This window comes from Vibrio sp. NFR (assembly GCF_027587095.1).
In the GTDB taxonomy this organism is placed as follows: Bacteria; Pseudomonadota; Gammaproteobacteria; order Enterobacterales; family Vibrionaceae; genus Vibrio; species Vibrio harveyi.
Genome location: NZ_JAPPTN010000008.1, coordinates 146,610 through 159,662, shown reverse-complemented (window position 1 = coordinate 159,662; position 13,053 = coordinate 146,610). Strand labels below are relative to the sequence as shown.

Here is a 13,053-nt window from a genome sequence, read left to right as displayed (position 1 = left end):
CAAATGACGTTCTAGTTACAGAAAAATGAACTTATTTGAGCATTATTTTCGTCACGATTTTGTAATTAAACCGTCATTGAGGGCTGAGATAGTTCATTTGAAAACAAATGAAAAAGACGGAATAAAAAATGACAATAACGGCACACCGTGGCTTATCCAGTTTGGCTCCAGAAAACACCTTATCGGCAATGCAACGCGCTATTGAGTTTGGCTGTGAATGGATTGAAATTGACGTTCAACTCTGCGCAGACAACATCCCTGTGGTTATCCATGACAAAACCGTAAACCGCTGCACAAATGGTCGCGGTAAAGTGAAAGAGCTGACTTGGCACGAGCTAAGGTTACTTGATGCTGGCTTATGGTTCGGTGATGACTTCGCTGGCGAGCATATCCCGAGCTTAGAAGAGACGCTTGAACTCACCGCAAAGGCTGGCGTGAAGCTCAATATTGAATTGAAGATCTACTCAGGCGATGAAATTGATTTGTTGTGTGAAAAGGTGGCACAGGTAATTGAGCGCTTGGATGTGGATACGGACATGATTCTGTTTTCTAGCTTTAATACGGAAGCTTTGGTGACGATGAGAAACTATCTGCCAGAAGTGAGAAGAGGACAGTTGTGGCAAGAGATTCCTGATGATTTTGCTATCGTGCTACAACACATTGATGCTTACAGCGTGCATTGTGATTACCGTTTCCTGACCGAATCGCAGGCTAAGCAAATCAAGCAGTTTGGCTACCAACTATTTTGTTATACACCGAACTTCCCTCAATTAGTTGAAGCGCATTGGCTGTGGGGTGTGGACATGATGATCACAGACACACCACAGAGTTATAAAGTTGAAGCGACTGCAGTCAGACGAGAAGCAGCATTGAATGAATAACCTCAACGTCCGTCAGCAAAGCATCATTGAACTGGTTCATCAGCAAGAATATTGTGCGATAGAAGAACTTGCTCAGCGCTTCGAAGTCACGACGCAAACCATTCGACGTGACATTAATCAGCTTTGCCAATTAGGACTGACCCGACGTCATCATGGTGGTGTCGGATTGCCTGCTACCTTGAGTAATCGCAGCTATGCTTCTCGCCAAGTCACCAATCAACAAGAAAAGCAGATCATTGCAGATGAAGTGGTCAAAGCCATCCCGAACGGCGCGACTTTGTTTTTGGGTATCGGTACTACCATCGCATTGATTGCAGAGCGTTTGGTCCATCACAGTGAGCTTCGTGTGGTGACGAATAACTTCGAAGCGGCGCACATTCTTTCTCATTTTGAGAACATTGAAACTTGGATTCCGGGTGGGCGTATTCGTACCAATGACCGCGATGTAGTAGATGGTGCGGCGGAGCACTTTTTCGCTCAGTTTTCCGCAGATATTGGCATTATCGGTTGCGCAGGTGTAACCGAAATCGCCGAACTTCATTCCGCGCAGATCAATCTTGGTAGCACTAAAGGTGATACTCATGCTTTTGCGATGGAACATGAGTTGCGAGAAGCCAGAGTGAGCCAAGCGATTTTAGCCAACTCAGAACAAAAGTGGCTGGTGGCGAACAGCAGCAAGTGGCAACGAAGAGCCAATACCAAGGTGGCGCCACTCAGTTATTTTGACCGCGTTTTCAGTAACTAAGCTTTTACTTTCCTTGTTTGTCTAGCCCTTAGGAAAATCCGTTATCTATTCAAGTTGGCATGGTGCTTTCTCATCGTGATTCGCTATGCTTAGATAATTGAAATTAAAGAGGTCATGTCATGTTTGAATCGGATAAAACCAAAGTGAAAAACTTGCTTATTGCAACGCGTTTTGGTGTCTCGGCCTCTGAAATGCCGACCATTATTGGTGTGAAGCAAGATAAAGCGCTCAAACTGATTAACGAGCTCAAACAAGAAGGGGAAGACATTCACTCGTTAGGGGAAGGGAATAACCCACAAGAGTTGGTGCTGTATTCGATTGGTGAAATAGAGCCTTAATTGAGCCAACAAGAAACACAAAAAAGCCGCCCATCGTTGGCGGCTTTTGGGATGGTTCATTCACGCTATTCGTGAATTGGTACAACTAGAATATCAACCGGAGACTTGTTGATCAGATGTCTTGAGTAAGAAATGATCTTGCTCCAGAAGTCTTGATGGTGACCACAAATCAGCAGATCAACTTCTTGTTCTTTGATAGTCACTTCCAGTTTGTCCGCTAAATCACCAGTGCCTACGAAGAAGTGCTTCAATGGTTGCTCCATGTAATCGCGAAAGGACTTCAAGCACTCCATTGAATGTTCATTCAACGGTCTTTGGTCTGGGTTTGCTTTAATATCGACAAGCTCACGATAAATTTCGCCATGAGTACCATCGATATGAATAAAAGAAATCTCGGCACCGAGATAACTCGCCATAGATACCGCTCGGTCAATCAACACAGTACTCTCATCAGACAGTTCCAGTGCGACTAGGATATGTTTGTATTTCATAACCACGCCCTCTTGTGGAATACACTACCAATAGCATAGTACGCCTTTAACAAAAAATGTGTTGATAAGATCCCGAAATCGCTCAAAGTTTTGGCAAATTATGCTTGTTGCAAATGTTTTGGAAACCATGCTTTTAAGTGATTTAAGAACAAAGATAAACGGTAGGGCACATGCTTACGTGTAGGATACATTCCGGAAATATTGACCAGCGGGAATTCAGCAACACCTTTGATTTCAACAAGAGTATTTTGTTTTAGTTCTTTGTATACAAACAAACTCGGCATCATAGAGATTCCCATGCCATCTACCATGGCGGCGATTAGAGTATGGGTATCGGAAATGACTGCCGCCCATGGTTGGCGATAGGTGATGCTCTTACCTTCTACCTGCAGCACCCAGTTATCACCGTAACGCGAGCGCCCCATGTGTAAGCAATCATGCTGCTCTAACTCTTTGTAGTGATTTGGCTGCCCGTGTTCAAGAATATAGCTTGGTGCTGCGTACAATCCAAAGCTAGAACTGCCTAGTTTCGTTGCAATATAGGAAGAATCCTGTAAGTCATATGAGAGACGGATAGTTAGGTCAATCTCTTCTTCAATCAGGTTTACGTGACTATTGGACAACACCAAATCAAAGCGGATGTGCTGATAGGTTTGGCGAAATGCCTTAATCGCTTTCATCAGAAAAGGTCCCATTGCATCTGGGGCTGAAAGTCTGATTAATCCGGTTGGATTCAGTTGGTGGGCGCTAGTTAAAGAGTCTTCTAACTGCTCTATGTTTTCAAGAATCGCACGTGACCCCTCGTAATAGGCTCTGCCTCCTGGGGTCAGTTGCATGCTCCGAGTTGTGCGATTAAGAAGTACAAACCCTAACTCGCTTTCCATGGCTGCAATATGTCGCCCGACAATCGCTGGAGTGACACCTAATGCTTTTGCTGCTTTTGCGAAACTGCCTTTCTCTACCACGGTGCAGAGCAGTTGCATGTTTTTGTATTTGTCCATTCTATACTTTTTGTATGTTATGAAGTTACTTTTTACTCAATTGTTTCATTAAAGTATACAAATTATCTTTAGCAACACCAAAGACAAGTAAGACAAAAGGTGTCCTATGAAGATGATTTACCAAGCTATGATTGGCGGGCTTTTGATGAGCTCAACGGTAGCGGCTGAAGCGGTGCAATTTGACCCAACCAAACCAGTGATGATTGAGTTGAAAGATGGTGTTTATCAATACTCGCAGTATTTCTATAACAGCTTAGTCGTTGTAACGCCTGAAGGGGTGATTGTGACGGACCCGTCCGGTGAAGCGCGATCCAAGCAAATGATGCAAGAAATTAGCAAGCTAACCAAGCAACCAGTCAAAAAAGTGATTTATTCACACGACCATTTTGACCACTCTCGCGGTGGTCAGATCTTTAAAGAGCAGGGAGCAGAGTTCATCTCTCAAGAAAAGTGTACTGAGCTTTTAAGTCGAGACTTAGAGAACCGCGTTGCTCAACCAGATCAAACATATGATGACACCATGAGCGTGAGTTTAGGTGGCAAACAAGTCGATTTGCATTACTACGGTCCTAATGATGGGGATTGCATGAGCATCATTCATATGCCGAAAGACAAAGTCCTACTCGCCGTTGATTGGCATTTGCCGGGTATGGTTAATGAACCACACCGTTTGAATACGCATAACTACGTCAGCATTTTGAATACCTTTGAACGTGCGCGGAATGAATTAGCATTTGACACTGTCATTAGTGGTCACATGCCTGTCTCATCAGCCGAAGCATTTGAAGAAGATTATCAATTTAACAAAGCGTTGTTTGATGCGGTTTGGAGTGGTTTGCAAGCTGGTAAGACTCCAGAAGAACTCAAGCATTCAGTGAAGCTACCAAAGTTCGAACATTGGGTGGGCTATGAACAAAACCTTCCTGCTCATGTAGAGCGTATGGCTTATTCCATCTGGCATGGCAACTAGGAGGGACAGGAAAATGATGACATTACATACGTTTGATAGCTGTCCTTACTGTACGCGAGTTAAAGCATTAATTGGGTTGAAGAATCTGGATGTTAAGGTCAAAACATTCCCATTGGGAGAGCTCGAACCATCGGTCGCTGCGAAACTAGAAAAGTTTACCGTTCCTATTTTGCAGCTCACTTCTGCTGCGGAAAAGCAAACAGAGCTTATGACGGAGAGTCTCGATATTTTTGCTTTTTTGGACCAACTTCCTAGTTCCCTTAACGTCGAGCCTTATTTTAGTCGCTATACACTATCGACCATCGTTCAGGATATGTTGGATGATTTGAAGCCATATACTGCCAAGCTGTGTTATCCGCGCATGCCATTGCTTGGGCTCCCTGAACTCAGCACGGAGTCGGCAATGGCATTATTTGTTCACTCTAGAGAAGAGTATTTAGGTGCTTCTTTAGCTGAGTTGCTGAGCAAGACCGAAGATTACTTACCTCAACTTGAGGGCGCACTGCTCAAGATGGTGCCTGAGATTGATATGATGTCTGTTGTAAACACAACACGAGATCTGACGATTGATGACATCGCGCTGTTTTCGGAGCTGAGAAACCTAACCATGATCGGTGAGCTTTCGATACCTCAGATAATACGCGATTATTTAGAGATCATTTCACAGCGAACTCAAGTGGCACTCTTTGCTCCAGTTTATGCTGATCGCACGGTGAGGTAGGGGCATGGAGAAGGCAGGTAATAGGCTTTTGCCACTGATTGTTGTTTTCGCTTTAGTACCACTTGGACCTCTTGCTATTGACGTGTATTTGCCGTCCATTCCTCAGATGATGGATGTGTTTGGTGCTAGCGATGGTGATATGCGCCAAACCATCTCTATCTATATTCTTGCTCTGGGGGTGAGCCAGTTATTAGCTGGGCCAATCTCAGACCGATTTGGTCGTCGGTTTTCGGCTGTGCTTGGTACGTTGGTTTACGCGATGGGCAGTATTCTTGCGTCATTGTCACCGAATATGGAAGTACTATATATCGCGAGAGGAATGCAGGGCATTGGGGCTTCCTTTACCATGATCACCGCTATGGCGTGGGCACGAGACAATTACCAAGGAAATGATGCAGGAAGGCTGTTGAGTTACATCGGCGGTGTCACTAGTGCGATTCCAACCATCGCGCCATTGATTGGTAGTGGTTTAGCCATGGCTTGGGGATGGGCTGGTGGCTTCTATATGATGGCAGGGTTAGCACTGTTACTTATGGTGTTAGCGACCGTCGGATTTGACAGCCCAAAGCCAGTTAAGGTGTCGGTTGATATCGAGAACACGGTGGCATTGCGTTGCAATATCAAAGACATTCTAAGTAATAAGAACTTCCGGGTGTTTGCATTGGCAAACCTGTTGAGTTTTGGCGGGCTTTTAACTTATGTCTCTGTCGCTCCAGTAGTGGCAATGCAGCAAGGAGGTTTAAGCCAAGTCGAGTTCTCTATGATGTTTGGCTTGATTGGCGGTTCTCAAATTCTATTTAGTGTGATTGCACCTAAAGTGATGAACAAATTGGGACGTATTGATACGGTATTAACCGGCACGATCATGGTTGCAATGGCAGGAATAGGCTTGGTATTAATGCCCGAAGGTGAAGTTGGTGGATTTTTCCTGATGGCAGGAATGGCGAGCGGCGGATTTAGCTTGTTGGCTGGCGCAGCGACTTCGATGGCGTTGGAACCATTTCAGTATTGTGCTGGTTTAGCTTCTTCCATTGATGGCTTTTTGAGAATGATGGGAGGTGCAGTCCTCGTCGCTATAGCGAGCGCGTTGAATGTGGATGGTACAACTGCGCTGGCAATAGTGTATATGATGTCACTGTTGGCAACCATGGTCTTGATGGTGAGGAAGCGCCAAATCGCTGTAGGTAAAGCTCAGGTCTGATAGCTAAGAGCTGGTGTTAATACCAGCTCAATTCAATCTCTAATGGCATGTCACAGCGTATTCTTTCTCCACACATCTCATCGGATGCGTTGAGGTGGACCAGTTTTGCTGAGGAGTATCCTTCTCCTCGAAAGTGGTCTCTTGCCTCACAGAGGCTGGCGAACGTGAGTGGGCTCTTGTGCTCGTTCAAGATCAACGATCTTGTTTGGTTTTCTACGTTGTAAGCGAGGTAGATACCACCCTCAACCGATTCAATCAAAAGATTCATAGCCGTTTCCCATTGGTGTTTTCACTCTTTGGCTATTACGGCGAGTAATGGATTTTAGTTCACTTCTGATGCTCGATCGCTGCCAACAAAAACTCAGTCACTTCTTGCACGTGCTTCTTAATCTCAGCTTGCGTTGGCTTTTCCATTCCCATTAGAACGCCAGAGCGGATCGACAGTAGCATACCTGTCCAGAGGCGAATTTGTGTTCCTGGTTCCTTAATATCGAAACGATCTTGGAAGAATTGAGTGAGCTTAGCATCGGTATCGTCCGGACCGACTTCGCGGAAGATCGTCGTGATCTCAGGCGCTTTGGCGCTCTCTGCAATCAACAAGCGGAAGGTCGCCAAGTGCTCATCAGAAAGGTGGAAAGAAACAAAGTGTTCACCAAATGAGTTCAGCGCTCCTCGCAGATCATCCTTTTGTAGGTGAGTAACGAAACCGCCATCCATGTTTTCACCTATCTGGCGCAATGTTGCTTCAAATAGCGCTGCTTTAGATGGGAAGTAACGATACACGGTTTGCTTTGTCATACCTGCTTGGGCAGAGATTTTATCCATGTTCGCTAATACATATCCCTCGGACAAAAAGTTCTCTTTCGCGGCTTCCAAAATAGCTCGACGTTTTTTCTCTCGGTTTTGCTCGATCTTGCTCATGCTCAGATTCTCTTGATTTGATAATCATACTATACGGTATGATTTTTATTGACACAACTCCGAAATTATAAAATCATACTTGCGAGTATGATTTGTTTTTTTAGGAGAGATACGATGACAACGGCTTTAATGAATAACCTAAACGCCAAAGGCGCTCGCTTTGCCGGAGTGGTGATCACCTTGGTTGGTGCACTGTTGATGAGCCTGGACCCAATTTTTATTCGCTTTTCAGGCGTGAGTGGGGTGGATACCGCATTTCTATTTGGCTTGTTTACCGCGATTTCGATGCCAATATTTATCCAGCTTCGCGATGAGCGCGGTCTGGTTCGAGCGGTGAAAGAGAGCGGCTGGCATGTCTTGTTGTCTGGCTTATTGATGCTCGGCAGTGCTGCTGGTTTGGTGATGAGCATTAAGCTCACCACGGTTGCCAATACCTTTGTGATTCTGAGTGCAGCACCAGCTTTGGCTGCGTTGTTTAGCTGGTGGTTTTTGGGTGAAGTGACCCAGCGTTCGACGTGGATTGCGATTGTTGCTGTGATGGTAGGTATTGCGATTGTGGTCTCTGGTTCTTTTAAATCGGGTAACTGGATTGGCGATGGCTTAGCAGTGTTTGCTGTGGTGTGTTTGTCGCTCAACCAGGTGCAATTGCGTAAGCATCAGCACGTAAGCCGCATGGCAAGCGTTGGTTTTGGTGGGCTGTTCTTAGCGATGGCAATGCTGTTTTGGGCAACGCCTTCAACTTACAGCGCGAACACTTGGCTGATTATGGGCTTGATGGGGCTGTTTACTGCGCCGTTTGGGCGTGTGCTTTCACAAGTTGCGACTCGTTACATCACTGCACCTGAAGTTGGCATGATTCTGATGATTGAAACCGTGCTAGCACCACTTTGGGCATTACTCTTCTTTGATGAAATTCCTGCAATGGCAAGCATTCTTGGTGGTTCAATCATCTTGGTCACTATTACCATTTACGCTTTTTCAGCGATGAAGTCAGAACAAAAATAGAGGTTGATATGAACACAATTCAAACCCCACAACTTGAGTTTATTGGGCAAATTCGTACGCCATATACTGAGGTTTCTCAGTGCCCAAATAACATTCAGCCACAAGATGGACCTGTGTGTGAAATTCAACTTAAATCTCAGTATCACCAAGGGCTTGTAGGACTTGAGGTTGAGCAGAAAATACTGGTTCTGTATTGGCTTTCTGGTGCGAACCGCCAACCTGAAATGATGCAAGGGAAGAAGGGCACCTTTGCTTTACGTTCACCGCACAGACCAAACCCTATTGGCGCGGCGGTAATACCGATTGAGTCTATCGACGAGGGAGTAATTAAAGTGCGTGGTTTGGACTGCTTGGATGGCACGCCTTTGGTTGATATCAAACCTGCAATTTACTTTGAAGCACAGTCCTAGGTTTTTGCCCTTGTAAGCTAGGGCATCCAAACGAGCTTTCGGTTTGAAAGCGGCTTGTGACAGAAGTCGCTTGCTTTTTATACAAGAAAACCTTTAGACTTTGCCCATCACTTCTTTAGGAGATTACGCCAACATGAACAACTAAACCTGTCATCCAACTCTCATTTTATTTTTTGGATTTACAGGGTTAGTAGGCGTAGCTCACTTTCCGATATTTCTTTGCAGTTACCATTTTTCTGTTTGAAGCGCTTCTATGGGCGCGTGTATTTGCATCGATCTCATCTCTAGATTTATCTCAAGCTACGGCTGTTGTCCCTGTCATACAGGAGGCAAATTATGCCACTCTTACAGGCTTACAATATCAGTCATCAATTTGGTAATGGCGAAACGCTGTTTCAGCAAATCTCATGTTCAATGATCAAACGTCGTGTTGGGTTAGTCGGACGTAACGGTGTCGGAAAATCGGTGTTTGCATCGATACTCAGTGGTGAGCAAACCCCAACCAGCGGTACGGTCACCTTACCAAGGTCCTTTGCGGTGTATCGCCAGCAACCATCTCACTTGTTGGGGGGCGATCTTTCGATTGCCCAGTTCTTAGCAAAGGACAAAGTGCTAAGCGCGCTCAAACAGATCGAGATGGGCGATTGCTCGGAGTATCTGTTTGAGGTAGTAGGTGAACAATGGGATTTGCCCATCCAACTTGCTAAGCAGTTAGAAACCATGGGCTTGCCGCTACAGCCAGACTTTCCTTGTTCGCAATTGAGTGGCGGGCAGTTAGCGCGTTTGCAACTGTGGCAGTTGTTCGACAGCGAAGTGGAATTACTGATCCTTGATGAACCGTCGAACCATCTTGATACACATGCCAAGCAGTGGTTGATTCATTCGATGCGCAATTTCTCAGGAGCGATTCTGCTTATAAGTCACGACCGAGAATTGTTGCGCGAGATGGAGGAAATCTGGGAGCTATCCGGTTTAGGCTTACAAGTGTTTGGCGGTAATTACGACGTGTATGCCGAGCAAAAGCGCACCGAACTACAAGCGGTGGAACGCCAGTTAGCCAGTGTCGATAAACAAAAAAAGCAATTAGAAGAACAAGCTCAGCGCAATCGGGAGAAAGCAGAGCAACGAGCGGCTCAAGGTAATAAGCTAAGAAAGGATGGCAGTCAGCCGAAAATCTTACTGGATGCAATGAAAAACAAAGCTACAGCCCGAGCTGCCAGTCGTAATAAAAACGAGCAACTTCGCCAAGCGCATCTGCAAGAGAAAGAGCAAAGTTTGCGAGTGCGTAAAGAGCAAATCAAAGGGCAAAAACTGTATTTGGCAGACAGTCAAAACCGTTCACGAAAAGTTGTGTCGCTTTTAGAAGGCATGTTGCCATTTGGGTCGGCTCAACCCATCACTGCGCAAGTTCATGCGGATGATAAATTGCATTTGTTGGGCAAAAACGGATGCGGTAAATCGACCTTACTGAAAACCCTCTTGGGGGAGTTCTCACTGCAAAGTGGTGAGCTACAAATCAATACGCCGCTTTATTATCTCGACCAACACTTTGGTGCGATACAGCCTGAACTCTCCATGTTGGAAAACCTGATGCAACATTGTGAGGGGATGAAAGAGAGCGATGCCAGAACATTACTCGCAGGCATTGGTTTTCGCCGAGACAGTGTATTTCGTTTGGGCAGCGTATTGAGTGGCGGCGAGAAAATGAAGCTCGCTATGCTGATTGTCAGTCATCAACCAACGCAGCCTTTGTTGCTCTTGGATGAGCCAGATAATCACCTCGACTTGGATTCGAAAATCATGCTTGCTCAGGCACTAAGCGCGTATCGAGGCGGCTTTATTCTTATCAGTCACGACCAAGATTTTGCCGCGGAGTCGGGTGTGTCTCGAAGCATTGAACTGAGTTAATGCAAGTCGGTCTATAAACCGAGGTTTGTCTATCTCACGGAGGCAAAGTGAGTCACTTTGTCTCCGTGGATTCACAGCTTTATTCAGACGATTAGAATCATTTCTCTAATATAGGTAAGATGCTTGGTGCATTACATAAAACAAAAACAGAAAAGGAAGTCTATGAAAAAGAAAACCTTAGCGCTGGTGACCGCGTTTGCGATGACGGGCATATTGCCGAGTGCTTATGCCGAAGACTCAACAAAGGAATTGGTTGAACACGTACACAAAATGGCTGTGAAGTACCCAACGACAAAGAAAGTCGATGTGGTGGATGAGTACTTTGGTACCAAAGTCAGTGACCCATACCGCTGGTTAGAAGACGACCGCAGTAAAGAAACGGCGGATTGGGTCAAAGCGCAGAACCAAGTCACGTTCGATTACTTGGCGCAAATTCCTTATCGTCACCAGATTGAAGAACGCTTAACTCAGTTAATGGATTACGAGAAGTTAGGGCGACCATTCAAAGAAGGTAAATACACCTATTTCTACAAGAACGACGGTTTGCAAAACCAAGATGTGCTTTACCGCCAACTTGACGGTGGCAAGCCTGAAGTCTTCCTCGATCCAAATACCTTTAGCGAAGATGGCACGACCTCGCTGGCGAATGTGAGCTTCACCAAAGATGGTTCTTTAGTCGCTTACAGTATTTCAGAAGGCGGTAGCGATTGGCGCAAAGTGATTGTGCTTGATGCTGAAACCAAAAAGCCTGTCGGTGAGACGTTAGTGGATATTAAGTTCAGCGGCGTAAACTGGCTGGGGAACAAAGGTTTCTACTACTCAAGTTACGATAAGCCAGAAGGCAGCGAGCTTTCGGCAAAAACCGACCAACACAAGCTTTACTATCACGAGCTAGGCACTAAGCAGAGTGAGGACAAGCTTATCTTCGGCGGTACAGAGGCAGAGAAGCACCGATACGTTCGTGGTTACACTTCCGACGACCAACGTTACCTGTTTATTTCGGCAAGTACTTCAACGTCTGGCAATAAGCTGTTCTTCAAAGATTTGACCAAGCCAGATAGTCCGCTGCAAACCATTTTGGATGACACCAATTCTGATACTTGGGTGATTGATAGCAAAGGCACCAAGCTGTATTTGGTCACCAACTTAGATGCACCAAACAAACGAGTGGTGACGGTGGATGCGAGCACCCCTGAGCCGAAGAATTGGAAAGATTTAATTCCTGAAACTGACAACGTGCTTAGCCCATCAACCGCGGGCGGTTATCTATTCGCAAGCTACATTGTTGATGCTCTTTCTATGGTCAAACAATACGACATGGACGGTAAGTTCATTCGTGAAATCAAGCTACCAGACATCGGCAGTGCTTACGGCTTTTGGGGTAAGAAAGAAGACGCTGAAGTCTACTACTCTTTCACCAACTACAAGACGCCAAGCACGACCTATCGCCTAGACATCAAAGGCGGTGACAGCGAGGTTTACCACAAATCGAACGCGCCATTCGACTCTGCTCAATTTGAATCTCGTCAGGTGTTCTACAAATCGAAAGACGGTACTAAGATTCCAATGATCATCACTTACAAGAAAGGCACGCCGATGGACGGCAGCGCACCAACAATCTTGTATGGTTACGGTGGTTTTAACATCAGTCTAAAGCCTTACTTTAGTCCAAGCCGAGCAGCATGGTTAGAAATGGGTGGTATCTACGCTGTCGCGAACATTCGTGGCGGTGGCGAGTACGGCAAAGAGTGGCACAATGCCGGCACCAAATTAGAGAAACAAAACTCGTTTGATGACTTTATTGCTGGAGCTGAGTACCTTATCGATAAAGATTACACCTCATCAGACAAGCTTGCGATTAACGGTGGCTCGAACGGCGGCTTGCTTGTTGGTGCAGTGATGACGCAGCGCCCAGAGCTGTTCAAAGTGGCACTGCCAGCAGTGGGTGTATTGGATATGCTTCGCTACCACACCTTTACAGCAGGAGCTGGCTGGGCTTATGACTACGGTACAGCAGAGCAAAGTAAAGAGATGTTTGATTACCTCAAAGGATACTCGCCAGTTCATAACGTAAAAGCCGGCGTTAAATACCCGGCAACCATGGTGACAACGGGTGACCACGATGACCGAGTGGTGCCTGCGCACTCTTACAAATTTGCGGCTGAGCTACAGTCGAAACAAGCGGGTACAAACCCAACTTTGATTCGAATCGAAACCAATGCAGGTCACGGTGCAGGCACACCGACTAGTAAGGTTATCGAGAAAACCGCCGATGTTTACAGCTTTACGTTGTTCAATATGGGTGTTGAAAAGCTGTAAGTGAAAGGGCGAAATAAACAAAGGGCTTAAGCTCATTCACATTGGGATTAAAACGCAGTCTTCGGGCTGCGTTTTTTGTTTCTCTCAGCCAAAATAAAAATAAGGTTATAACGCATATAACCATAGGTGATAGAACTTCCTA

At 45.7% G+C, this 13,053-nt stretch carries 14 protein-coding genes; 10 read left to right on the top strand and 4 right to left on the bottom strand.

Annotation, left to right across the window (positions count from 1 at the left end):
• Positions 1 to 128 precede the first annotated feature (128 nt).
• The 3 genes from OH463_RS16430 to OH463_RS16420 all read left to right on the top strand — a co-directional run bounded on the left by OH463_RS16430 (position 129) and on the right by OH463_RS16420 (position 1,964).
• The gene (locus OH463_RS16430) at positions 129 to 881 is read left to right on the top strand and encodes a glycerophosphoryl diester phosphodiesterase (RefSeq protein WP_009697071.1); all 753 of its coding nucleotides are present in this window, start codon (positions 129 to 131) and stop codon (positions 879 to 881) included.
• Complete coding sequence (locus OH463_RS16425; protein ID WP_005452636.1) at positions 874 to 1,626, top strand: DeoR/GlpR family DNA-binding transcription regulator; 753 nt, start codon at positions 874 to 876, stop codon at positions 1,624 to 1,626. Before OH463_RS16430 ends, OH463_RS16425 begins: the two co-directional genes overlap by 8 nt.
• A 119-nt stretch (positions 1,627 to 1,745) precedes the next feature.
• Positions 1,746 to 1,964 carry a hypothetical protein gene (locus OH463_RS16420; RefSeq protein ID WP_009703435.1) on the top strand — a complete coding sequence of 73 codons (219 nt, stop codon included), beginning with the start codon at positions 1,746 to 1,748 and terminating at the stop codon, positions 1,962 to 1,964.
• A 65-nt stretch (positions 1,965 to 2,029) separates the two neighbouring features.
• On the opposite strand, the gene OH463_RS16415 is transcribed toward OH463_RS16420, so the two are convergent.
• Together OH463_RS16415 and OH463_RS16410 are read right to left on the bottom strand one after the other, a co-directional pair.
• Entirely contained in the window at positions 2,030 to 2,455 is a 426-nt protein-coding gene (locus OH463_RS16415) for a universal stress protein (protein ID WP_269991669.1), read from the bottom strand.
• 98 nt (positions 2,456 to 2,553) lie between these two features.
• Positions 2,554 to 3,456: a LysR family transcriptional regulator gene (locus OH463_RS16410; protein WP_269991667.1), complete on the bottom strand. Its 903-nt coding sequence runs from the start codon at positions 3,454 to 3,456 to the stop codon at positions 2,554 to 2,556.
• 106 nt (positions 3,457 to 3,562) lie between these two features.
• Between OH463_RS16410 and OH463_RS16405 the strand changes: the two genes are divergently transcribed.
• From OH463_RS16405 to OH463_RS16395, 3 genes are read left to right on the top strand one after another with little or no spacing between them, the layout of a single operon-like run.
• Positions 3,563 to 4,426: an MBL fold metallo-hydrolase gene (locus OH463_RS16405; RefSeq protein ID WP_269991665.1), complete on the top strand. Its 864-nt coding sequence runs from the start codon at positions 3,563 to 3,565 to the stop codon at positions 4,424 to 4,426.
• A 13-nt stretch (positions 4,427 to 4,439) separates the two neighbouring features.
• Positions 4,440 to 5,147 carry a glutaredoxin 2 gene (gene grxB / locus OH463_RS16400; RefSeq protein ID WP_152164455.1) on the top strand — a complete coding sequence of 236 codons (708 nt, stop codon included), beginning with the start codon at positions 4,440 to 4,442 and terminating at the stop codon, positions 5,145 to 5,147.
• Between the two features lie 4 nt (positions 5,148 to 5,151).
• Entirely contained in the window at positions 5,152 to 6,348 is a 1,197-nt protein-coding gene (locus tag OH463_RS16395; RefSeq protein ID WP_269991661.1) for a multidrug effflux MFS transporter, read from the top strand.
• Between the two features lie 16 nt (positions 6,349 to 6,364).
• Here OH463_RS16395 and OH463_RS16390 read toward each other — a convergent pair whose 3' ends face one another.
• Together OH463_RS16390 and OH463_RS16385 are read right to left on the bottom strand one after the other, a co-directional pair.
• Complete coding sequence (locus tag OH463_RS16390) at positions 6,365 to 6,616, bottom strand: DUF6482 family protein (protein WP_005452623.1); 252 nt, start codon at positions 6,614 to 6,616, stop codon at positions 6,365 to 6,367.
• 59 nt (positions 6,617 to 6,675) lie between these two features.
• On the bottom strand, positions 6,676 to 7,269 hold the full coding sequence (locus OH463_RS16385; RefSeq protein ID WP_269991659.1) for a TetR/AcrR family transcriptional regulator: 594 nt from the start codon (positions 7,267 to 7,269) through the stop codon (positions 6,676 to 6,678).
• Between the two features lie 114 nt (positions 7,270 to 7,383).
• On the opposite strand from OH463_RS16385, the gene OH463_RS16380 reads away from it, so the two are divergent.
• From OH463_RS16380 to OH463_RS16365, 4 genes are all read left to right on the top strand, one after another.
• On the top strand, positions 7,384 to 8,274 hold the full coding sequence (locus OH463_RS16380) for a DMT family transporter (RefSeq protein ID WP_269991657.1): 891 nt from the start codon (positions 7,384 to 7,386) through the stop codon (positions 8,272 to 8,274).
• Between the two features lie 8 nt (positions 8,275 to 8,282).
• Complete coding sequence (gene tsaA / locus OH463_RS16375) at positions 8,283 to 8,684, top strand: tRNA (N6-threonylcarbamoyladenosine(37)-N6)-methyltransferase TrmO (RefSeq protein ID WP_009697079.1); 402 nt, start codon at positions 8,283 to 8,285, stop codon at positions 8,682 to 8,684.
• Positions 8,685 to 9,020: 336 nt separating this feature from the next.
• Positions 9,021 to 10,592: an ABC-F family ATP-binding cassette domain-containing protein gene (locus tag OH463_RS16370; RefSeq protein ID WP_269991625.1), complete on the top strand. Its 1,572-nt coding sequence runs from the start codon at positions 9,021 to 9,023 to the stop codon at positions 10,590 to 10,592.
• A gap of 162 nt (positions 10,593 to 10,754) precedes the next feature.
• Entirely contained in the window at positions 10,755 to 12,911 is a 2,157-nt protein-coding gene (locus tag OH463_RS16365) for a prolyl oligopeptidase family serine peptidase (RefSeq protein WP_269991623.1), read from the top strand.
• Positions 12,912 to 13,053 lie beyond the last annotated feature (142 nt).